This is a genomic window from Cognatundibacterium curvum (genome assembly GCF_014284235.1).
Lineage (GTDB): Bacteria > Pseudomonadota > Gammaproteobacteria > Burkholderiales > Burkholderiaceae_D > Undibacterium > Undibacterium curvum.
Window position 1 is genome coordinate 111,941 of sequence record NZ_JACOGD010000003.1, and the last position, 23,260, is coordinate 135,200.

The following is a 23,260-nucleotide window of genomic DNA, read 5'->3' on the forward strand; positions in this document are numbered from 1 at the left end:
CAGCTGCAGCGGCCTGCGCCGCAAGCACTGTTATTTCGCTGTTATTTCGCTGTTATTTTTTTGATGGCAGTTCGACCTGGGTCGTGCTGCCATTTTTTTGTGGGAAGCCGAGTAAGGCCGCTTCGATCAGATCGGGCATATACAGCGAAATCTGCGGACTCAGTTGTTCGCTGGAGGCGCGGATGTCAGCCAGCTTTTTATTTGTTACTGCATCGGTGATGTTAATTTCCAGCTGATGCAGATAATAACGGCGCAGGTTCAGGTCCGAGGCGCGCAGCGGGAAGTAGGGATCGGTCGCAAAATAATAAGGGCGATAAAAATAGCCGCGACGGAAGTGCAGATTCCAGAAAGGGTCATACAAAGCCGGATGGCCAAAGCCGGTGAATTGCACTTCACTCAGATTACTGCCATAAGCGATGGAAACTTTGACTTGTGGCGCAGCGCCAGTGGCGACCGGCTGAAATCCCTTGGCATCCAGTTGTCTGCGTAATTCTTCTTCATAGAATTTGTACTCAGGATTATTTTCCTGAGCTGGGGCGCGTTCTACGATATACGATTTACCCTGATTGGCAGGCCATTCCTGAAAGACGCTGACCTGGCTGCTGAAGGTGGTCGCACAGGCACTCAGTATCAGTGCCGAAGCAAGTAATATCAGGGGGCGTAACAGTTGTTTCATGATTTTCTCCGGATTACGCGCATCAACATGCGTACTGCTATGATAGTACCAAGCTGGGTTTTGTTCCGTTTCGTTTTGTAATCAGCGAGGCAGCACAACAAGTCACGGGTGCCACGACCAGCCTGCGTATTGGCAGAACAGCCGCAAGCCAGCCGCTATTTCCGGAAAAAACAGCGGACTTTCCCAAATTTTCTTCATTTCGCTTTATGAAACGCATTGCAAATTACCTTGATCAGGTCTGGTATTGGTAAAATGCAGCTCTGATCAAAGCGCTTGACTCTCAGACTGTAAACGCGTCCTTTGCCCGTTCTGATGCGGGCCCAGGTCGCCTCAGACATGGTATGCGGCCTCAGTGCAAATGCTGCCTGCAGCGCGCAGCCAGTATCCGGCCTGAACGGCAAGCCTTTGCTATTCTAACTTTTTTCACGAGACAGCCAGCATATGCGTAACGATACCGCAGCGACTCCACAAGCCATTTTCCGCAAAGACTATGTTGCGCCCGGATATTGGGTCGACACCGTAGAAATGGGCTTCGATCTTGATCTTGATGCCACGCATGTGGCGACCCGCCTGACCATGCGCCGTAACCCTGACAGTGCCGAAAAAGATCTGGTTTTGTTCGGTGCCGAACTGAAGACGCTGCAATTACGCCTGAATGGCGTGAATCTGAAAAAGTCTGCCTACACGATAGACGGCGAAACCATGCGCATTCCCAATGCACCGGATGAAGTGGTGCTGGAAATCGAAACGCTGATCAAACCGTCTAAAAACACGTCTTTGTCGGGCTTGTATGCTTCCAATGGGAATTTCATTACCCAATGTGAAGCAGAAGGTTTTCGCAAAATTACCTGGTTCCCGGATCGTCCGGATGTGATGGCCAAATACACCGTGGTTTTACGCGCCGACAAAAAGAAATTCCCGGTCTTGCTTGGTAACGGCAATCTGATTGAACAGGGTGATCTGGGTGATGGCCGTCATTTCGCCAAGTGGGAAGACCCGTTCAAGAAACCGTCTTATCTGTTCGCGTTAGTGGCAGGTAGTCTGGTTTGTCAGGAAGAGCAATACAAGCTCGGCTCAGGTCGTGAAGTATTGCTGCAAGTCTGGGTGGAGAAGGGCAATCTGGATAAAACCCAGCATGCGATGGATTCGTTGAAAAACAGCATACGCTGGGATGAAGAGCGCTTCGGGCTGGAGCTGGATCTGGATCGCTTTATGATCGTGGCGACCAGTGACTTCAATATGGGCGCGATGGAAAACAAGGGCCTGAATATTTTCAACACCAAATATGTGCTGGCTAATCCAAGTATTGCCACCGATGTTGATTATGCGGGCATAGAATCTGTGGTCGGGCATGAATACTTCCATAACTGGACGGGAAACCGCGTGACTTGCCGCGACTGGTTCCAGTTGTCGCTCAAAGAAGGGTTGACAGTATTCCGCGATCAGGAATTTTCTGCCGATCTGGTTGGCACAAGCACTGGCCGTGCGGTGAAACGTATCGAAGATGTACGCGTGTTGCGTCAGGTGCAGTTCTCCGAAGATGCAGGCCCGATGGCACATCCGGTGCGTCCTGACTCCTTCGTGGAAATCAATAATTTTTATACCGTGACGATTTACGAAAAAGGGTCGGAAGTCGTACGTATGTATTACACCCTGCTCGGTCATGAGGGCTTCCGCAAAGGCATGGATCTGTATTTTGCACGCCACGATGGACAGGCGGTGGAATGCGATGATTTCCGTGCCGCGATGTCGGACGCCAATGGACGTGACCTGACTCAGTTTGAACGCTGGTACAGCCAGGCCGGTACGCCGCGTGTCGATGTGCAAACGCACTATGACGCTGCAGCACAAACCTTTGAAATCACATTGAGCCAAAGCTGCCCGGCGACTCCGGGTCAGACTGAAAAACTGCCTTTCCATATCCCGGTTGCGATGGGCTTGTTGAACAGTGCAGGTCAGGATATGCCTTTGCATTGCGAAGGCTATGAAGCGCAGGCTGGTGTAAATAGCCTGGTGCTGGAACTGACCGCAGCCAGTCAGACTTTCCGCTTCACTCAGGTGACAGAGCAGCCGGTTGCCTCGCTGTTGCGTAATTTCTCTGCGCCAGTCGTGCTGAATATCAGTTACAGCGACGAAGAGCTGGGTCTGCTGCTTGCGCATGACAGCGATCCATTCAATCGCTGGGAAGCAGGCCAAAGGCTGGCGACCCGTCGCTTGGTGCGCCTGACTCAAGCCGTGCAGGCTGGTGAGCCGCTGGAACTGGACAGTATGTTTATCGAAGCCCTGCGTGCCACACTGAACAATGACACACTTGATCCGGCCTTCCGCGAACTGGTGCTGACCCTGCCATCGGAAGCGATGATTGCAGAAGAATTTGAAGTGGTTGATCCGCAAGCTATCCACACTGCGCGTCAGTTTGCGCGTGCGCAGATCAGCCAGCATTTGCGTGCTGATTTGCTGTCGGCTTATGAACAGCACCTGACCCCGGGTAAGTTCAGTCCGGATGCGGTATCTATGGCAAAGCGCAGTCTGAAAAATCTGGCCTTGTCCTATTTGCTGGAATGGGTCGATGAGTCCACCTTTGAACTCGCGAAAACCCAGTTCTACGATGCAGAAAATATGACTGACCGTTTGGCTGCATTGGCTGGTATCAGTAATTTCCGTGGTCAGCCTCAACAGCAGAAAGTAGCGGCGAAAGCATTGCAGCACTTCTACAAAGAATTTAAGAAAGAAGCACTGGTGATCGACAAGTGGTTTATGCTGCAGGCGACTGCGCATACCACTGATGTGGCGAAGGTCAGAGAACTGATGACACATAAGGCCTTCACACTGGGTAACCCTAACCGTGCGCGCAGCCTCACATTTAATTTCTGCAATGCGAATCCGGCGCAATTCCATGCGACGGATGGCAGCGGCTATGCCTTATGGGCCGAGCTGGTGATTGCCTTGAACAAGATTAATCCTCAGGTTGCGGCGCGTCTGGCTCGCAGCCTGGATCGCTGGAAAAAATATCCTTTGCATTTGCAGGAAAAAATGCGCGCTGCACTGGAAAAAGTGGCAGCCACGAAAAAGCTGTCTAAGGACGTTGCCGAGGTTGTGACTAAGGCGCTGGCCGCATAAACCTGGCGCTGCATTATGCGGTGCCGCAAGCTGCGCACCGCGAGCCGATTTTTAATAAAGGAGCATCATGAAACGTGTAAGTCTGACCCAATATCTGGTCGAAGAACAAAGGCTGAATAACTCTATTCCAGCTGAATTGCGTTTGCTGATTGAAGTGGTTGCACGCGCTTGTAAGACCATCAGCCATGCGGTTGGTAAAGGCGCACTGGGCGAAGTGCTGGGTACTGCCGGCAGTGAAAACGTACAGGGTGAAGTGCAGAAAAAACTCGATATCCTGTCGAATGAAATTCTGCTCGAAGCCAATGAGTGGGGTGGTCATCTGGCCGCGATGGCGTCGGAAGAAATGGAAAGCATCCATCCTATTCCTAACCGCTATCCTATGGGCGAATACATGCTGTTGTTTGATCCGCTCGATGGCTCCAGCAATATCGACGTCAACGTTTCTATCGGCACCATTTTCTCGGTACTGAAAGCACCGGATGGCATGGGTACACCGACTGAACAGGACTTCCTGCAGCCTGGTAGCAAACAGGTCGCCGCAGGTTATGCAGTCTATGGCCCGCAAACCGTATTGGTGCTGACCACCGGTAATGGCGTGAACTGTTTCACGCTGGATCGTGAAATGGGTTCCTGGGTACTGACTCAGCGTGGCATGCAAATCCCTGCAGATACCAAGGAATTTGCGATTAACGCGTCTAACAGCCGTCACTGGTATCCGCCAGTCACACGTTATGTGGATGAGATGCTGGCAGGCGAAACTGGTCCGCGCGCGAAGAATTTCAATATGCGCTGGATCGCTTCCATGGTCGCTGATGTACATCGTATTCTGAATCGTGGCGGTATCTTTATGTACCCGGCTGATCAGCGTGAACCGGATAAAGCGGGCAAGCTGCGCCTGATGTATGAAGCCAACCCTATGTCCTTCCTGGTTGAACAGGCGGGTGGTGCTGCCACCAATGGTAAGCAACGTATGCTGGACATTCAGCCTACCGGCCTGCATCAGCGCGTTGCGGTTTTCCTGGGTTCGAAAAATGAAGTGGAGCGCGTGACCAGCTACCACCAGGAGTAAAACCTGAACTACAGACGCAGCAGCACAGCGCGCGTCTGTCAGTACATCTAAAGGCGAAGCAATCAGCTTCGCCTTTTTTATTGTCGGGAATAAGCGCATACGCTGCAACATAGCTTTGCCTGCACGGGTTTTGGCGCTTAGGGCTTACGTTTTTTTTTCGTCAAGAAGATATAGATGTTAAGTTAATATATTGAAATTAAATTAAATTAATTTATATTCTTTCTTTATCCTGGAGTGGAAAGCATGAAAATATTGAGACTATCCTTGATGTGTATCGTTCTGACAGCCTGCTCCAGCCTGCCGCCACCCTCGACGCAGCCAGATTGCGGGGTCTGGTCGTATGCCATTCCTCAGCCATCCAGTACTGACCTGAGTTTTTACGACAAAGAGGCGGAACAGCGTTCGCGTAGCTTGCGTCTGCAATGCAGGCAGCTCGCCTCAGCTGGTTCAGAGCCCGTCAATAAAACGGTGATAGCGAGTGATGATAAGGTGAGTGCTCGTAAGATTAAACTGAGCCATGATATACAAATCGATGTGACTAATCGCTGGGAGGCCGCGGCTTTACCGACACCTTTGTACACTTACTTCATGAAAAACCGGCAGGCCAATGCGGCCTTGTCTGTTGCGATCTATGAACAAAATCCTTTACTGGCCTGGTCGGATAACCGTGATGCACTGTATCAGCGGGTTCAGGCAGAACTCAGTGAATTCGCGGCGGAGCGGTTTGAAGAGCTTGTTATTCATGGAAATAAGGTATCCATGTTCGAATATCTAGGTAAAGATAGGCTCGCACAACAGCCTTTACGCTTTATGGCGGCACATTACCGTATCGCCAGGCAGAATGTCTATCTGACGATGTGGATCAGCGCCAATGACTATGCGGCCAACCGCGAAGAATTTAAGCGAATACTGCTGTCTGTGCAGCGACCTTAAGCCTGTCAAAGCGCAGCTGACAGTTGGCATTAGATTAGCAAAGTAAAGAAAAACAGGCTTGCTGCAAGGAGATGCAGACAAGCCTGAAAGGGGAGAAACCTGAGTGAGCGCTTATGCGATTATGTCGTTTTCTTGTTCATGGCGCTAAATTTCAAAATACTTCAAAAAAATCAAAACGAGTAGTTGACTGTGCTGATCAACAGCAAATTGTCACTCATCTTGCTGAGTGGACTATCCGCGGCGTCGTTCAGCATATGCTGAATGCCAGCCAACGTGCGTACCGACCAGTTCTGATCGATCACATGGGTCCATGCTATGCTGGACAGGCTGCGATTCCAGCCAGCGGAACCCGTCGTCACCGGTAAACCGCTGCGCAGACTTTGGTACGTACTGACGCCGAAATAGCGCTGGTTGTAGCTGGCATCACCGTAATGCACAGTCGTCTTCAATTCAATCTGATCACTCATGCTGCGCCAGATTGCAGCGCTGATACCCAATTGCAGACTGTTGCCATTCTCGTGCTGATTCAAAGCGATGGCGGCCATACTGCTGAGTGTCACGCGATCTGTCAGGTGGGTACTTAATCCCAGATTTGCCGTTATCGTGCCCGCGATATTATCCATGCCGTGTAAGGCTTCGGTATGTGTCAAATACAGCAGTGCAGGATTTTCCGAGCGGCCGGCACGATACGACAGTGCGATGCTGCTGGTCCAGTTTGTATGACGTGTCAGTTTGCCCAGACCGCGTGTAGTGCTGGCAAAAAAACCTTCTTCATTCTGATATTCGGCAAACAGTGCAGGTACAGTTCGGCTGTTTTCTGCACCGGCATAGTCAGGCAAATAGGCGGCACCCAATCCCAGCAGCGCACGGTGATTGCCAACTGGCGCGCTGACTTCCTGCGCACTGGCGGATGAGAGTAGGCAGAGCAGCATCGCAGAGCTGCATACACATCCTGTCATCCTTAAGCTTTTCACCATTTCTCACCCGTTCTGGTTCGTACAGTTTGCAACCCGGTTCAGCCGGGTGCGCGCTGTGGAGCTTCGCAGTCTGGTGAATTCAGCTGTTACAGGCAAGGCGGGAATGAAAAGCGTAATCCTCTGATGCGAGAGGGGGCAGAAGACGGGACTTAGCACTCAGGTTCGGCAGCTGGCGCTATGCAGTCATAGGCCACCAGCGCCTGTTAGTTGCTTATGCTGCTTAAGCTGCTGCCTAGTTCCTGGATTTTTTGTGCATGTTGATAGACCGGATAAAAACGCCAGAACAGCAAACCTAGGAAGCCAAACAAGAGCAGGAAAAATACACTGCGCTCCAATATCTCCGGCAGAATAACAGCAGCAAGTGTGAACGCGACCAGTACGTCGCGCCCCAGCCAGCCCTGATTTTCGGTGCGCCGTTCAGACAACTGATCGAGCAGGCTGGCGATGCGCTGGCACTGACGTTCGGTGCGTGTGATACGCTTTTTAAACTCCATCCAGTCCGGCGAAATATGCTCCGCAGCGCGCAGCTGTATCGTTTGCGTGAACAGGCGATCCAAAGCCTGTTGCAGCTCGGCCGCAGCATCACCCAGCATCAGATTGCGGCGACAGGCAGCACGGATATCGCTGATGATGGAGTCCAGATTGCGCCTGGCGGTTTTTAATTCCTCATCCGCTGCTTCCACTTGCCGCAGCTGCGCTGTTTTTTGTTTTTCGACTGCAGCACGTGCATCAGGCAGTAATGCATCCATCACCAATAACATGGATGCTGGCGCACCCGCGATGTCGCCCAGTGCAGACAGCCAGGGGCAATAGGCTTGCAAACCGGTATAGGCTTGCTCCAGCCGCAGTCTTAAGCGTTCAGCCCATTTCGGGTCATAGGAAATCGCCAGCAATTGCGGATGTACTTTGAGCAGTGAGGGGCTGGCTTGGCGCGTGCTGCCATACATCAGCTGATCGATGTTCACATATTCACCCGGAATATACTTAGGGCTATTTTCTTTGATCAGGGTCTGTGCATCGCGCCAGCTTTGCACATAGGCTTTGGCTGCCAGCTGCCACTTTTGTACGATATCCTGACTTGCCGCATTTCCTGCATTGGCATAGATCTCCAATACATCATGGATGTACAGTTGATGCAGCCAGGAGGCGGCGGCTTCATCTCCTTTCAGCGCCGCATTCGCTTTGCGCAGTATATCCGGCAGTTCAATTGATTCGCCGCGCCAGACTGGGGGAATGCCAGGCGCCAGGAACAGAACCAGGATCAGCAATTGCACATCAATGGATAATTGCTGATCGCTGCGTAAATCAATGAGTACCCTGACGGCATTCTGATCTTTTTGCACATCGCGGAACCAGGCCAGTAACTGACCATTCGCGATATCGCCCGCTGCTTCTGTCCAGTTACGCGACAGAGCCACCGCTAACTGCGGTTTGGTGTGACAGATATCGGCACCGATGTGATATGGCGTATGAAAGCCCGCCATCGTCTGTGTTTCAACCGGAGCGGGCAGGCTGGGATCACGCGCCAGCCAGCGCAGCACTTCAGCTTCACCCCAGCGTTGTTGCGGGTCACGTAGCAGTAAGCCTTGCAGCAGCTTGCGCAGATAGCCATCCTTGATGACGCTCAGATCCAGCTCGCGAGTGGTCAGCTGATGCAGGATCACGGCTTCCGACAGTCCTGCGAATGGATGACGGCCGGCCGCGATTTCCAGCACTATCATGCCCAGCGCCCAGAAGTCCGTTTTCGCGCTGAGTACGCCAGATAAGCTTTCCGGTGCGGCGTAATACAAAGTGCGCGCAGCGCCGGTCAGCTTTTGGGTAGCATCCATGACGGAAGAAATGCCGAAATCGGTCAACACCAGATCCAGTGGATGCGTGGCGCGTAGCAGGATGTTTTCCGGCTTCAGATCGCGGTGTAACAAGCCGGCCTGATGCACGCTGGCGATCGCGGTGGCGAGTTCACGGATGATGGCTTCGAGCTGGCTGGCGGCCCGTCCCTCAGACATCATCTGACGCAAGGAGCCGGAGGTGCAGTATTCGAGCACTTCGAAATGGTGGCCTTCTGAACGGCCGGATTCCAGCTCGACCACTTTGTGAGCAGCCGGAATCTGCGCCATGCGCTCCTGAACGGCAGCGCTGATCTGCATGCCATGCCGGTACAGCTTGAGCACAAAGTGCTGTTGATCCTGCAGTCTTTGTATCAGTAGTAACTCAGCTTCCGCACCTTGCTGCGCCAGTGGTGCCAGTATCTGATAGCGTGCAGCCAGTTCGGCAGGCAGCCGCAGCAGGCTCTGGATCTGGCTGATGCCCACATCCGCAGGCGCTGTTGTAAGCGGACGATTACAGTACAGGCAAGCTGTACTGCCAGGCGGATTATCCTGCTCACAATCCTCATAGCTGCAACGCAGATTGGTAACTGGTTTTTGGCTGGAAGTCTGAGCTGTGCTTGCTGGCGCAACCGGATTTTCTGTTGCAGGCAAACTGGAGTGCAAAGTTTTGGGAAGACTCAGATCAACGCCAGTCAGCAGCGCACCGCATCCACAGCGCAGGCTGGTGGCCGGATTTTCAGTCTGGCAGCCCGGACACAGCCGTATGTATTCACTACTCATATTCGCTACTCATAATCGCTACTCATATTCGCCACTCATTCAACACTCACTTATTGTCTCCAGCTGACCTGGTCGAAATGCAGACCGCGTTCTTCGCACTGGCTGGCCAGTGCTTCCATGTCGCCACGCGCCGGTATGCCTATGTACCAGATGCGCTTGCCATCGAGCATGGTCTGTATTCGTTTGGGCTGGCTGTCCAGTGGCAGTTCGGCATAGGGGTCGTAAATTGCTTTACCACGTTCCGAACAAGTGATCAGTGCCTGATTCGCCGAGCCGCGCCAGACCCGGTCCGGCGGCTGGCTGTCTATATAGGGTTCCGGTATCAGCGCATCCAGTTTAGCCAGGATTTTGCTGTGTTTTTTTTGCAGGGTAGTCAGTGGATAACCGCTGTAGCACAGGATATCAAACTCGCGTTGCTCCTGTGCGCGCCAGAAATGCAGTGCGTCCAGTAAGGCCGACAGCGCAGCGGGCTGATCGAAGGGTTCACCGCCCGATATCGTCACGCCATCCAGGCCAGCAGTAGCTACCCGGCGGCACCAGCTGAGTAAACTCGCCACCGTCATTTGCTTACCCGGATCACTTGCCCAGGTATCCTGTGACACACAGCCTTTACAGCCTATGTTGCACCCCTGTAGCCAGATGCCGATGCGCTTGCCAGGTCCGAGTACGGTGACCGGATAATGGGCTTTATTGATCGCGATTTTCATGCACTTTGTATTTGCAGGCTGATGACTTTGTCGCTTTCCTGCAGACCCGTCACGATCAGTTTTTGTTTGCCTTCCAGGTCCAGCTCAAACAAGGCGCGTGACAAGGGATTGATGAAACAGGATTCAAGCTGATTGCCTATGCCACGGCCGCCATGACTCAGGTCTTTGGTGCAGCGTGACAGCAATTCCTGTCTTACCGTTGCAGGCATAGACAATTGAATTTTGCATTCTTCAAATAAACGGCGCGCCACATTACGCAGCATGCCATCAAAAATACTGGCCGCGACTTCAGGATTAATAAAGTCGAAGACCACGATGTTATCGCCTATGCGATTGAGTAATTCAGGGCGGGATAATTTGAACTTGAAGTAATTGCCGATCGCATCGCGTACCTTGCTCTCGACCGCATCATAGGTTTCACCCGGCTGCACATTTTGCCTGCGCTGCCCATGCTGGTCTTCGACAAAAATGCCGAGATTCGAGGTGAAGACCAGGATGGTCTCAGAAAAATACGCCGTATCACCGCGCCCGTCGGTCAGGCGGCCGTCTTCCAGTATCTGTAAAAATTTATCCAGAATGCGCGGGTGGGCTTTTTCAATTTCATCGAATAACACGACAGAAAATGGTTTTTGCCTGACCGCATTGGTGAGTTCGCCACCGGCATCGAAACCGACATAACCGGGCGGTGCACCCAGCAGGCGTGCGCTGCTGTGCTCTTCCGCAAATTCACTCATATCAAAACGCAGATAAGCACGTTCATCACCAAATACTAACTGCGTCAGGGTCTTGGCTAATTCGGTTTTGCCGACCCCGGTAGGTCCGGCAAAAAACAATACGCCGCGCGGGCGGCTGCCGCCGGATCTGGCTTGCGCACCGGTCAGTCCCATCACCGAACGCTTCAGAATATCCAGGGTTTTGACGACGGCCGGATGCTGGCCTTTGACGCGGTCCTCGATGAACTGATGCGCATTGCGGATTTTTTCACGCAGATAGTCTTTGCGCCAGGGATTATCGAGCGCACCGACTTTGTAGCAACGCACCGCATCATCAATCATGCGTATGCCCAGTTGCTGACGGTCGGCCAGCTCCGTAATGTCTGATAGCGCGGTCAGCGACATACCCTCAGTCCCTTCAGTGAAGGATTTCAGGAATTGCTCACGTGCTGCCGGGCTGGCTTCGTTAAAACCGGCAAACAGCGCTGCCAGCTGATTCGCTGCCGCGTGGCGTGTTTCATAATCCGGTTTGGCTATCACCAGACTCGCGATACGTTCACTGTCCAGCGTGAGCCAGGAGGGCAAATCCTGGGCCCGGTTCACCAGCCAGCAGACCGGATTAAACAAAGGCGGGCCGCCGGTTTCCCGTGGCACCACTGGTGCTGCATACAGAGACAGTTTTTCAGCCGCGATAAAGAAGCGATGTTCAGCTTCGCTCAATTGCTCGCTATGGCGCGTCAGACGCGAAGCGAAGTCCAAAACCAGTGCGCAGCGTGCGTCGCGTTCTGCACTCACGCGTTTCATCAGTTTTGCCAGGCTTTCCAGACTCATCATCTGGTAGCCATCGCATAACTTCAGATCAAACAAACGGCAAGCCAGTTCTTTCGCAACCGGTTCATCCGGGTAGACGCGCAAGCCATCTGCCGGATCAAAAATCAGTAAGAAACGGAAGTCGCGCTGCCTGAGTGCTTCCCATAAGGCACGCGCCAGCGGCACCAGTGCCTGGCTCTCACCGACCGGCGTCAAAAAGCTGTCGCGTATGCTGCCTGAAATCACAAATTGCGAGCGTATTGCTAACAGGCGCTGCAGATCCTGTAACCAGCGGGCTTGGCTAAGACTCATGGTAATTGTCGGGTTTTCAGTTGACGGTGATGCAGCACAGGCGAAGCATCTGTGAATACCGGCAGTTTATGCGCAGCGACCAGTTGCACAGGCAGCTCGCCTGCTTCCAGCCGGCGCGTGACTTGCAAATGTAAGCCGCGTGCTTCCAGCGCTTTTAGCAGCGCCGGGAACTCACTGCACCAGCGGTCCTCGGCCAGATGATCAAGCACACTGCGTTCGTTGTCCGCTTCGCTGACTGCGCGTATCACATTAAAGTTAGCGCTGCTGGTTTTCGGGTCGATACGCATGCGTACCATGTAATTGCCCCAGCTGGACTGACGGAAATGCACGGTGCCGCCATCGACAAACAGGGTCTCGGCGATATCCTCGACCTGATAACCGAGGTCTTGCAGGGTTTGTCCTATGATCAGCGCATTGGCTTCCTGTAGCTGGCGCTGCAGGTCGGCTTCTAACGCCGCTTGTACCTGTAAGCGCAGTTCGGTCGCGAGTAAATCGGCTTGTGCGCCGGGCAGAGCTTGCGCCAGTCGCGCGGCCAGATCGCTGATGTTGGCTTGGATTTGCGGCAAATGTGCAACGCGGCGCAGCAGGCGCGCAGCCAGTGACTGCGGTACTGCGGCGGCGGTTGCGTGCTCGAAATCCACATCGGCCTGCGCCTCCAGGCTGCGTTCGCGGCGCAAGGCTTCGGCTTCGATTAAGGGTTGTAATTCCAGATTCAGCATCTGTAATTGAAACGCGTAGGCCGCCAGCGTTTGCTCATCTTCTTGCTGTGGCCGTTGTGGCTTGCTGGCGCTGATTTGGGTCGCAAGTCCTATCTTGTCGGCCAGCGCAAGCAGGTGGTTAAACAGTTGTTCAGCCTCGTTAAGCTGCTGTTGTACCGCATTCTGGCTGGCAGTAACGGCCTGATCCATGAGCAGGGTTTGCGCATCGCGCTGACGCTGATGTTCGCCAGCCAGTTCCGCAGCCGCTGCGCGCGCACCGGCCACAGAGATGGCTGCGCGCAGGATGGCAGCCGACAGTAAAACGGTGAATGGATCAGAGGTAGTAAAGATCGCTGTTGTAGGTCCGCTCATGGCTGAACAAAGCTCGTTAATTGGTTAGGGCCTGTTAATAATTAAATTACGCATCTCGCAATTTAAATCAATTTAAATGTTAACAGGCCCTAGTACCGTCGTCATAAAGCGACTGTACTATAGAGGGTGACCAATATAACACGAGCAACAAAAAAGACACACAATAGCGAGTGCGGGTTTGGTTCGCGCTTTGGTTTCAGGTCACTGCCGGGCGGCAAGTGGAAATTTTATTTGTGCTTGTGGAAACCCCGTATTTTATAGATGCAGGACTTACCCCAATTCTCCCCGGGTGGCAGGATGACTCCCGGTTTTTCTGATGTTTACTGATCGTGAGGCTTGGCCAGCCAGCACAGACGGGATAATTTTGTGTAAGTCTCTCAGGGAGAAGGCTGATACTCCGTTTATAATTTCAGGCTCGAGTCAGAGTAGCTAAGTATTTGCTCTGCCAATTTAGCGTGTTCAGGGAACTAATTCACCTGAAAAAAATCTAAGTGACCTATGAATTCCGTTTCTCAACCTGCTCACTTGTCGTTTCAGCAGCAAAAACCTTTGCCGGTGCGTGGTCTGGCGCTTGCCATTGCCGTACACATGGCCTTGCTTGGCTTTCTTTGGGTGGGCGTCAGTTGGCAAAATCAGGCTTCGACTGCGGTCGAGGCGGAAGTCTGGGATCTGACTAATCGCGAGGCAGCGCCGCTGCCAACGCCGCCAGCACCCGAGCCGGAACCGGAACCTCAGCCTGTAGCAAAAGCCCCTGCGCCACCAGTGGAAGCGCCCCGTGAAGATCCCGACATCGCCTTGCAGCAGGAAAAAAAACGTCAGGCAGAACTGAAAAAACAGGAGCTGGAGCGTCAGCGTGAGCTGGCCGAAGAAAAACGCCAGGCTGAAAAAGAAGCCCAGCTGAAAAAAGAACGCGAGCGTGAAAAAGAACGTGAACGCGAAAAAGAACGTGAACGCGAAAAAGAACGTGAGCGTGAAAAAGAGCGCGATAAGCTGAAAGAGCGCGAAAAAGCCGATAAACAAAAGCTGGCCGATCAGAAGGCGCGCGAAGCGAAAGATAAAGCCGCCTCCGATAAATTGTTTAAAGAACAGATGCAGCGTCTGAATGCCCAGGCGGGTGTCACCGGCAGCGGTGGTAGTGGCACAGCAGAAAAGTCGACCGGTAATAACCGTGGCGACCCGAGTTATCTGGCGAAAATCGCGGCTAAAGTCCGTTCGAATATGAATTATGGAGCGCCTGTCACGGCAGGCAGTAACCCCACGGTGGAATATCGTATTGAGCTATTCCCGGATGGTTCTTTACGCGGCGGTATCCGCAAACTGAAATCTTCAGGGATACCAACATTTGATGATGCGGTGGCCACTGCGATAAAAAATTCCTCGCCGCTGCCAAAAGATAAGTCGGGTAACGCACCGTCCAGCCTGGATCTGGTCTATAAAATGAAAGAAGAGTGATTAATGATGCGCCCTAATTATGGATATTCCCGTCTGTTAAAGAAAGTCGCCTTGTCCGCACTGGTGCTGGGTCTGGGCAGCGCGTTGCCGTTTGCACCTGCGCAGGCGCAATTGCGGGTTGAGGTATCAGGCATAGGTTCGAGCCAGATTCCGATTGCGATTGCCGGATTTACCGATGAGGCGCTGACGCCACAACAGGTGACCGCGATCATCCGTGATGACCTCGCACGCAGTGGTTATTTCCGTTTGATCGATGCCGGTGTGACGATCAGTGAAAGCAGCGCAGTTAATTTTGAAGAGTGGAAAAAACGTGGTGCCGAAGCGCTGGTAGTCGGCAGTGTGCAGCGCCTGGCCGATGGTCGTTTTGATGTGCGTTACAAATTGCTTGATACCGTGCGTGGCAGCACGTTGTCTGGCTTTTCTGTCGCCGCATTACCGACCAATACCCGCGTTACTGCGCATAAAATCGCAGATGATATTTATGAAAAACTGACCGGCGTACGTGGTGCGTTTTCCACTCGTATCGCCTATGTGACCAAAGCTGGCAGCGAATACCGGCTGGAAGTGGCGGATGCCGATGGGGAAGGTATCCGGGTTGCGCTGCGTTCCAATGAGCCCATTATTTCACCCGCCTGGTCGCAGGATGGCAGTAAGGTCGCCTATGTCTCGTTTGAAGAGAAAAAACCTGTGGTCTGGACCCAGAATCTGTTGACTGGTGAGCGACGTAAAGTCGCGAATTTCAAAGGCAGTAACTCGGCTCCGGCATGGTCGCCGGATGGTAGCAAGCTGGCGATTGCTTTGTCGCGCGATGGTCTGACGCAGATTTACACCATCAATGCCGATGGCACAGGTTTGCAGCGCCTGACCAGCAGCAGCTCTATCGATACCGAGCCGCAGTTTTCTGCCGATGGGCAATCGGTGTATTTCCTTAGTGACCGCAGTGGCGGGCCACAGATTTATCGCATGAATGCGAATGGCGGCGAGGCCAAACGTGTGACCTTTAATGGCAGTTATAACATCACGCCGCGCATTTCACCGGATGGCCGCACATTGGCCTATATCTCGCGCCGCGAAGGCAAATTCCAGTTATATGCGCTGGATTTAGGCAGTGGGCAGGAACTTAAACTGTCTGACACGACCAAAGACGAGTCACCGAGCTTTTCCCCTAACGGCCGCTACATTATGTATGCAACTGAAACTGGCCGCCGCGCGACCTTGGCGGTAGTGTCAGTGGATGGCAAAGTGAAGCAGACTATTTCGGTCCAGGCAGGCGATATTCGTGAACCCACCTGGGGACCGTATTTGAAGTAAAGCAGTACTGTGATTGTTTTTCTGGCGCAATACCCGCTGTAAGCGTTACACTAGCTGATGCGGAATTTGCTCCCGGTAGCAGTCTCAACCCAAATAACTTGTTGTCTATTTTTGATCAGGAGAGAAAATGCAATTCACTTCCCAAACTAAAACTCTGGCAATGCTGGTATCCAGCGTTGTATTGTTGTCTGCCTGCGCATCCAAAGTACCGCTGGAAGAAAAAGCCCCTATCGTTGAAAAACCAGTCGTACAGGCAGTAACACCAGCTGCAGATCCAAATGCAGTGAAAGAAGTGAAAACCGTGTCGGTTGATCCGCTGAACGATCCTAACGGTGTTCTGGCGAAGCGTAGCGTGTACTTCGATTTCGATAGCTATATCGTCAAAGACGATTACAAATCTGTGGTTGAAAATCACTCCAAATACCTGAACACCAACAAAGCACGTAAGATCCTGATCCAGGGTAATACCGATGAACGCGGTGGTTCTGAATACAATCTGGCATTGGGTCAGAAACGTGCAGAAGCAGTGCGTAAAGCGATGAGCCTGCTGGGCGTGCCTGAGTCCCAACTGGAAGCCGTTTCCCTGGGCAAGGAAAAGCCAAAAGCAACTGGCCATGATGAGGCATCCTGGGCAGAAAACCGCCGTGCTGATATCGTTTATCAGTAATCTGCGCTTCACCCTCACGGTGAAATAAGTTGACTGGCGCCGCTTGTTATCTGACAGGCGGCGCATTTTATTTTTAGAACGCTATGAAACTCACTTCTACCCGTAAATCCCTGATTACAGCAGCGTTCCTGGCTGCCTGCCTGCCATCGGCTGCCACTGCCGGTTTGTTCGATGATGATGAAGCACGCAAAGCGATTCTGGATCTGCGTGCCAGACTGGATGCCGTTAATGCGCGGCTGGATAACCGGCTCGACACCAAGGCAGATAAAAGTACCGCACTGGATCTGGCGAATGAAAATGAAAAACTCAGAAGTGAGATGGCGAAGCTGCGTGGCCAGTTAGAAGTGTTGGCGAATGATCTCGCCAATGCGCAACGCCGTCAGCAGGATTTTTATGTCGACCTGGATAACCGGGTACGCAAACTCGAACCTAAGCGTGCCGTGATTGATGGCCGTGAAGTCGTGATAGAGCAAAGTGAAGAACGCGCCTATGAAGCTGCGATGACGACTTATAAGTCCGGCGATTTCAAAAATGCCGCGACTGCATTTTCCGGTTTCCTGAATAGTTATCCGCAATCTGCTTATGCCGGTTCTGCACAATACTGGATGGGTAATTCCTACTACGCGCAACGTGACTGCAAAGGCATGATCCCGGTGATGCAGCAGTTGCTGAAATCCTTTCCGGACCATCCTAAATCGCCGGAAGCGATGCTGAATATCGCGACTTGTCAGATCGAGTTGAAAGAAAAGCCAGCAGCCAAGAAAACCCTGGAAGGTCTGATCGCACAGTATCCGGGTACGGAAGCGGCGCAGGCAGCGAAGAGCCGTCTGTCGGGCTTGAAGTAAGCATTGAAATAAACAAGAAACGGGATTTAATCCGGCTCAGCCCATTGACATCAGGGCTGAAGCCTCATACAATCTCGTTCTTCTTCGGGTCGTTAGCTCAGCTGGTAGAGCAGCGGACTTTTAATCCGTTGGTCGCAGGTTCGAATCCCGCACGGCCTACCACGAATACAGAGAGCTGAGTTTCGCAGATCGTCATGTCATGATCGCGCTCACGCAGCTCCTACGAAGACACATCCAGGTTTTGGGTCGTTAGCTCAGCTGGTAGAGCAGCGGACTTTTAATCCGTTGGTCGCAGGTTCGAATCCCGCACGGCCTACCAAAATCATCGAAGTTTATCTTGCGAATAAACTTTCAGGCAGTTCAGCAAGTTTTGGGTCGTTAGCTCAGCTGGTAGAGCAGCGGACTTTTAATCCGTTGGTCGCAGGTTCGAATCCCGCACGGCCTACCAAAATAAGAAGGACTCAGGTGTAAGCCTGAGTCCTTTTTCTTTTCCAGTTACCGTCGACAGTGACAGCATTTGCCTGCATCCAGAGGACAGGCAAACTTTCCCCACCGGCGCCGGATTGGATTTATGATGCCAGATCAGTACACCGGATTACGCCATGAAAAAGTCAGCCCAACCCCATCCAACTGCTGCTGCACCTGCAAGCCAGGAAAAGCATGAAATCCGTCCCGGACAATCGCTGGAGCTGCTCAAGGAATTACATATTTTGACGCGTGACGGCAAGCTGAATCAGGACAGCCGTCGTAAATTAAAACAGGTCTATCACCTGTATCAATTCATCGAGCCGCTGCTGCAGCAATTGCAGACCGAGCGCAGTGATATCAGTCTGGTCGATCATGGCGCGGGTAAATCCTATCTGGGCTTCATCCTGTACGACCTGTTTTTTAAAGCCGGTCAGGCGCAGAGCAAGGCGCATATCTATGGCATAGAAACCCGCGATGAACTGGTGAAGCGCTCGACCGAACTCGCGCAGCGGCTGGACTTTCCGGGCATGTCATTTCTGAATTTATCGGTTGCGGAGGCTACCCGTTCGACGCAGTTGCCGGCGCAGATCGATATCGTGACGGCCTTACATGCCTGCGATACTGCGACCGATGACGCGATAGAATTTGCGTTAAAAAAGAAAGCCCGCTTCATGGTGCTGGTGCCTTGCTGCCAGGCTGAAGTGGCGGCGGAATTACGCAAGCATAAAGGCGATGCGGTACGCAATAACCCGCTGTCAGAAATGTGGCGCCATCCCATCCATACGCGCGAATTTGGCAGTCAGATCACGAATGTGCTGCGTTGTTTGCAATTAGAAGCGCATGGCTATCAGGTGCGTGTGACTGAGCTGGTCGGCTGGGAGCATTCGATGAAGAATGAACTCATCATCGCCGAATATAAGGGTAAGCCAGTACGCCGTGCTGCTGAACGGCTGGCGGAAGTGCTTAAAACCACAGGCCTGGATCATATGCAAAGACGCTTCTTTGTTGCAGATGGCACAGCGAACAGTGAAAACGTCACCGCTTAGTCACAAATAATGATTAATATCATTTCAGACGCTGCGCATTCAGGTACACCACTGAACAGCAGCGCACTGTTTGAGCCGTGGCAAATGATGTGCCGGTAAATGCAACGATAAGTGCAATGATAAATGCACCGATAAATTCATCGATAGATACTGATAAAGGATAGGAAACATGCTGGCTGCCGTTGATCTGGGTTCCAACAGTTTTCGTATGCACATAGGCCGCCATGAAGGCGATGTGATCAAAGTCGTCAAAAGCGCGCGTGAGCCTATACGCCTGGCTGCCGGGCTGGATGCCGATGGCAATCTGACGCCGGAGTCCATGCAGCGTGCGATAGATTGCCTCAGTCGTTTTAAAGAAGTGCTCAACGCATATCCGGTCAGTGCGGTGCGGGTGGTGGCAACGAATACCATACGCATTGCGAACAATGCTGCCGAATTACTGCCACGCGCTGAAGCCGCGATTGGCTGCGCTATCGATGTGATCTCGGGCGAGGAAGAAGGACGACTGATTTACCTCGGTGTGGCCAATGCCATCAGTGTGCCGGGCGAGCGCCGTCTGGTGATGGATATCGGTGGCGGGTCGACTGAAGTGATACTCGGACGCGGTCATGAAATCGTCAAGGTGGAATCGTTTAGCGTAGGCACAGTAGGGCACAGTGCCACGTTTTTTCCGGATGGACGTTTGACTGAGGCGGCGTTTGAAGCCGCCATCCTGTCTGCGCGCTCTGTGTTTGAAGACGACGCGCCTTTCTATCAGCCACAGCACTGGCGTAAGGCCTATGGTTCATCAGGCACCATGCGCGCGATTTCTGATGCGATTGCCAAAGGTGGCCTGGGTGACGGCAAACTCACGCTGCAAAGCCTGACTACGCTCAAACAATACTGCATACAAAGCGGACATCTGCAGACGCTGGAACTCAGTGGCATTAAGCCTGAGCGCGTGGCGATGGTGGTCGGCGGGCTGGCGATCCTGATCGGTCTGATGACCGAATTTAAGATAGACGTGTTGTATCCGGTAGAGGCCGGTTTGCGCATGGGCGTCATGTGGGACTTGCATTTGCGTGCGACCAAGCGTGACCGGCGTGAAGTATCGGTACAAAAAATGGCCCAGCAATTTCATGTCGACGTATCACGTGCACACCGCGTGGCCGAGATGACGAAGTCAATTTATCAGCAGCTCAAACCTGCCAGCGACAATTACAATCGCCTGCTGGTCTGGAGTGCGCGCCTGCATGAAGTCGGCATGGTGGTGTCGCATACCGGTTTTCATAAGCATGGTGCGTACATGGTAGAGAATGCCGATATGGCTGGCTTTACCACGCTGGAGCAGCGCATCATGAGTAAGCTGATCCTGAGCCAGAAGGGTAATTTGCGCAAAGTTGCTGAAGGGCTGGCTGATGCGGATTTCGCCAAGGCGGTACTGGCCTTGCGGCTTGCGATCATGCTCATGCATTCACGCGCAGAAATCGAATACGAAGATATTCGGCTGAAGATGAAAAAAGCGATAGAACTGGAAATGCGGCGCGACTGGGTCAGCGTGCATCCTACAGTGGCGTACTGGTTGCAAAAAGAAATCGAATGCTGGCGCGAAATCGGGGTCGACTTCCTGGTCAGAACCAATGTGTAAGCTGTGATCTTCAGATCGAAAAAAGGCTGTCTCCGTTAGCGGGCGACAGCCTTTTTTTATGGGTATGCAGGCAGTGAATTACATGGTTTGTGGAGCGTTAAAAAAACCAAAGTCCTGATGTAATCTGGGCTGCAGGCCAAAAAAGGCTGGAAAGCCGCGTCTTTACTGGACTTGCTATTTATCTTCGCTCAGATAAGCCCACAAGGTATAGGCACCCAGGGCAGTGCCAAACGGGAATTGAAATAGTTCAAAAGCCGCGATCACCAGCAAAGGGATTCTGACCCAGGGCTGGCCTGCGAGTCCGGCAAAACCGATGATGATTTGTGCCAGACAAAACACGCTGGCGAGTATGAAAAATGCGCCAACAAACTGCGTGAACAGCGCTGGAATTTCGCCGTTACTGAATAGCCCAAACAACTGACTGGCGAACACATAGATGCCCAGCAGCATAACGACATGGATCACACCTAAAGCGGCATGCAGGGCGGAAGAGAGTTTGCGGTGGGATTCCATATCGGCGTCGCTTGTAAGTAAAAAGAGGACTATTGTACAAAATTTAGCCAGCGCCTGTGCGTAGCTGCATACGCTGCATCGCTAACAAAAAACGACGGCATGTAGCCGTCGTTTTTTTATGCGTTTTTGCGTGCATTGCGCTTAGCGCTGCGCGCTTCAGAAATCGAATTGCGCCGATACTTTATAAGTACGTGGTGCACCTGGCAGCAGATAGCCGCCCAGCGACTGGGTCACATCGCGCCAGTAAAATTTATCGCTCACATTATCGATATTGAAGCGCAGTGTAGTCGCTGTGCCAGCGATCTGCGTGCTGTAGCGCGCACCCAGATTCCAGACCTGATAGCCAGGCACGATCACACTGTTATCCGGGGAAAAGGCTTTATTGCCCGAATACTGCCAGGCTGCCTGCAGATTCAGACCCTTCACCGCAGCTACTGCGTAGTCAGCATAGATACTGGCTTTCAGCTCCGGTACATTCAACACCCGTTTGCCATCCATGCTGGCCAGGCCAGTATCCTGCTGTTCTGCGCGCAGGCTGCTCAGGCTGGCACCCAGGCTCAGGCTGCTGCTCAGTTTGCCTTGTGCCGACAATTCCAGACCGGTGTGCTGTGCTTCGCCATTTTGTACATACACATTGGCGGCATTCGTGTATTCCAGCGGTTTTTTGATCTGGAACAGCGCTGCGCTCAGGCTCAGGTCACGCAGCAGATCGGCTTTGACGCCGAGTTCTAGCTGGCGCGAGCGGGCCGGATTGAGCATGGTATTGGCATTGGCCGTACCGAAAGGCGCGATACCGCCATGTTCCAGTCCTTGCGCAAACGACGTGTAGAGCGAGACTGCAGCTTGTGGTTTAAATACCAGCGCGGCATTCGATACCCAGTGCGTATTGCTATAGCCCGCGTTATCTGACTGGCTGCGCTGCATATTCAGATGGCGCAGGCCTATGTGCAGAGTCCATGCGTCAGATATAGTCATGACATCCTGCAGGAAGGCTGACCATTCTTTGTCGGTGCGGCGCAGATACGCGGCACCCGGCACTTTGTTAGTGATGGCAACTGCCACCGGACGGAACAGATTGCTGGACCCTGCGTATTCATACACATAATCACCGAAATAATCACGGCGACGCGAAGTCGACAGTCCGGCTGCAATCTGATGGCTGAAGCCACCTGCTACCAGTTTGCCTTGCAATAAAGCCTGGGTGCCGGTCAGTTTCTTGGATTCATTGAGGCTGCGGTAATCGTACACATCATAATCGCCGTTGGCGCAGTAGCCCGGATACAGATTGGCAGCACCGCAGCCATAAGGAAAGGCTGTGTAATCATCACGATGGAAGTCATGCAGATTGGCCGCCAGGCTGGCGCGCCAGTCCGCATTCAGGCGGGTCTCAAAACGCAGGCCCAGATTGCTGCTGCGGGTATCGACAGGTTTGGCCCAGGGCTGATCATTGAGCATCATCTCTGCATTCACACCGCGTGGCAGGGAGGTGCCGTTAAACAGCTGAAAGCCGGGTACGGAGAGCTGGGATTTATGCTGATAATCCAGATCCAGTTGCAGCAGCGAGTTATTGTTCAGATGCCAGTCAAACGCGGCTGACACAAACTGGCGTTCGCCATTGGCACCCTTCACATACGAACGCAGTCGCTCTCCAGCCGCATTGATGCGGTAGCCAAACTGCTTGTCGGCGCTCAGATTGCTGAGGTCTGCCGCGCCATACAGTGTGCCGCGTTCCGATATTTCTGTGGTCACCGTACGTAAGGCGCTGTTGAGCGGACGCTTGGTCACGTAGTTGATTACGCCGCCCGGTGTGGCGAAGCCAGACTGGAAACCAGCGATACCTTTCAGGATTTCTACGCGTTCTTTATTTTCCAGCGGAATCGAGGCATCGCCCGGAATGGCGAAACCATCTTTGCGATAGCTGCTCGCATTGTCGAGTGCAAAACCACGAATGGAAAACTGTTCGGCATAGCCGACTGCGTTATACGCATCGTTGACGCTGGCATCGAATTTCATCGCATCGGTAGTTTGGCGTATGCGTAAGTCCTGCATTTGTTGCTGGGTCCAGCTGCTGACTGAGAACGGGGTATCGAGTAAAGGCGCATCGATGAAGCCTGCTGCCTTGCTGCGTTCTGCTTTACCGTCTTTATTTTTGCTGGCACTGACCACAACTTCTGGCAAGTTACTGTCGCTGCTTTGTGCATAGGCGGCGGTATGGCATTGCGCGATAGCCAGCGCAAGCAGGGATAGACGGAACGCAGGCTGGAAAAGTGCATGCGCAGCAGGGCGGGAAGTAGATGTCATGATTGTTCTTGGTTGTCAGTGAGACCTGCGACTC

17 protein-coding genes and 3 tRNA genes are annotated in these 23,260 nt (G+C 52.8%); 12 read left to right on the forward strand and 8 right to left on the reverse strand.

The features are described from left to right. Positions 1-52: 52 nt before the first annotated feature. The gene (locus H8K43_RS06650) at positions 53-676 is read right to left on the reverse strand and encodes a DUF4136 domain-containing protein (protein ID WP_186903123.1); all 624 of its coding nucleotides are present in this window, start codon (positions 674-676) and stop codon (positions 53-55) included. Between the two features lie 441 nt (positions 677-1,117). Between H8K43_RS06650 and pepN the strand changes: the two genes are divergently transcribed. The 3 genes from pepN (at position 1,118) to H8K43_RS06665 (ending at position 5,798) form a co-directional block, all read left to right on the forward strand. Further along, on the forward strand, positions 1,118-3,796 hold the full coding sequence (gene pepN, locus H8K43_RS06655) for an aminopeptidase N (RefSeq protein WP_186903124.1): 2,679 nt from the start codon (positions 1,118-1,120) through the stop codon (positions 3,794-3,796). A gap of 67 nt (positions 3,797-3,863) precedes the next feature. After that, complete coding sequence (locus tag H8K43_RS06660) at positions 3,864-4,865, forward strand: class 1 fructose-bisphosphatase (protein WP_162020037.1); 1,002 nt, start codon at positions 3,864-3,866, stop codon at positions 4,863-4,865. A gap of 243 nt (positions 4,866-5,108) precedes the next feature. Next, on the forward strand, positions 5,109-5,798 hold the full coding sequence (locus tag H8K43_RS06665; RefSeq protein WP_186903125.1) for a hypothetical protein: 690 nt from the start codon (positions 5,109-5,111) through the stop codon (positions 5,796-5,798). 170 nt (positions 5,799-5,968) lie between these two features. Here the strand turns inward: H8K43_RS06665 and H8K43_RS06670 are convergent, their stop codons facing one another. The 5 genes from H8K43_RS06670 to H8K43_RS06690 all read right to left on the reverse strand — a co-directional run bounded on the left by H8K43_RS06670 (position 5,969) and on the right by H8K43_RS06690 (position 12,996). Then, the gene (locus H8K43_RS06670; RefSeq protein WP_186903126.1) at positions 5,969-6,730 is read right to left on the reverse strand and encodes a MipA/OmpV family protein; all 762 of its coding nucleotides are present in this window, start codon (positions 6,728-6,730) and stop codon (positions 5,969-5,971) included. A 248-nt stretch (positions 6,731-6,978) separates the two neighbouring features. After that, complete coding sequence (locus H8K43_RS06675) at positions 6,979-9,384, reverse strand: protein kinase domain-containing protein (protein ID WP_186903127.1); 2,406 nt, start codon at positions 9,382-9,384, stop codon at positions 6,979-6,981. A gap of 50 nt (positions 9,385-9,434) precedes the next feature. Beyond that, positions 9,435-10,091 (reverse strand): 4Fe-4S single cluster domain-containing protein, encoded by a 657-nt coding sequence (locus H8K43_RS06680; protein ID WP_186903128.1) that lies wholly within the window; start codon positions 10,089-10,091, stop codon positions 9,435-9,437. Continuing rightward, positions 10,088-11,926, reverse strand: coding sequence for an AAA family ATPase (locus H8K43_RS06685; RefSeq protein WP_186903129.1), 1,839 nt, complete (start codon positions 11,924-11,926; stop codon positions 10,088-10,090). Before H8K43_RS06685 ends, H8K43_RS06680 begins: the two co-directional genes overlap by 4 nt. Further along, positions 11,923-12,996: a coiled-coil domain-containing protein gene (locus H8K43_RS06690; protein ID WP_186903130.1), complete on the reverse strand. Its 1,074-nt coding sequence runs from the start codon at positions 12,994-12,996 to the stop codon at positions 11,923-11,925. Before H8K43_RS06690 ends, H8K43_RS06685 begins: the two co-directional genes overlap by 4 nt. Positions 12,997-13,494: 498 nt before the next feature. On the opposite strand from H8K43_RS06690, the gene tolA reads away from it, so the two are divergent. The 9 genes from tolA to H8K43_RS06735 all read left to right on the forward strand — a co-directional run bounded on the left by tolA (position 13,495) and on the right by H8K43_RS06735 (position 20,412). Next, positions 13,495-14,448: a cell envelope integrity protein TolA gene (tolA, locus tag H8K43_RS06695; protein WP_186903131.1), complete on the forward strand. Its 954-nt coding sequence runs from the start codon at positions 13,495-13,497 to the stop codon at positions 14,446-14,448. A gap of 3 nt (positions 14,449-14,451) precedes the next feature. Continuing rightward, entirely contained in the window at positions 14,452-15,759 is a 1,308-nt protein-coding gene (gene tolB / locus H8K43_RS06700) for a Tol-Pal system beta propeller repeat protein TolB (RefSeq protein ID WP_230403727.1), read from the forward strand. Between the two features lie 127 nt (positions 15,760-15,886). Continuing rightward, positions 15,887-16,426: a peptidoglycan-associated lipoprotein Pal gene (gene pal / locus H8K43_RS06705; RefSeq protein WP_186903132.1), complete on the forward strand. Its 540-nt coding sequence runs from the start codon at positions 15,887-15,889 to the stop codon at positions 16,424-16,426. 83 nt (positions 16,427-16,509) lie between these two features. Further along, positions 16,510-17,271, forward strand: a complete 762-nt coding sequence (gene ybgF, locus H8K43_RS06710; protein WP_186903133.1) for a tol-pal system protein YbgF — start codon at positions 16,510-16,512, stop codon at positions 17,269-17,271. Between the two features lie 86 nt (positions 17,272-17,357). Continuing rightward, positions 17,358-17,433 (forward strand) — tRNA-Lys (locus tag H8K43_RS06715). A gap of 81 nt (positions 17,434-17,514) precedes the next feature. Next, positions 17,515-17,590 (forward strand) — tRNA-Lys (locus H8K43_RS06720). 53 nt (positions 17,591-17,643) lie between these two features. Next, a tRNA-Lys gene (locus H8K43_RS06725) sits at positions 17,644-17,719 on the forward strand. A gap of 154 nt (positions 17,720-17,873) precedes the next feature. Continuing rightward, a complete protein-coding gene (locus tag H8K43_RS06730; protein WP_186903134.1) occupies positions 17,874-18,785 on the forward strand; it encodes a class I SAM-dependent methyltransferase in 912 nt (303 codons plus the stop codon). Between the two features lie 169 nt (positions 18,786-18,954). Then, positions 18,955-20,412, forward strand: coding sequence for a Ppx/GppA phosphatase family protein (locus H8K43_RS06735; protein ID WP_186903135.1), 1,458 nt, complete (start codon positions 18,955-18,957; stop codon positions 20,410-20,412). 174 nt (positions 20,413-20,586) lie between these two features. On the opposite strand, the gene H8K43_RS06740 is transcribed toward H8K43_RS06735, so the two are convergent. Next, positions 20,587-20,925, reverse strand: a complete 339-nt coding sequence (locus H8K43_RS06740; protein ID WP_186903136.1) for a hypothetical protein — start codon at positions 20,923-20,925, stop codon at positions 20,587-20,589. 156 nt (positions 20,926-21,081) lie between these two features. After that, a complete protein-coding gene (locus H8K43_RS06745; protein WP_186903137.1) occupies positions 21,082-23,226 on the reverse strand; it encodes a TonB-dependent siderophore receptor in 2,145 nt (714 codons plus the stop codon). Positions 23,227-23,260: the final 34 nt, after the last annotated feature.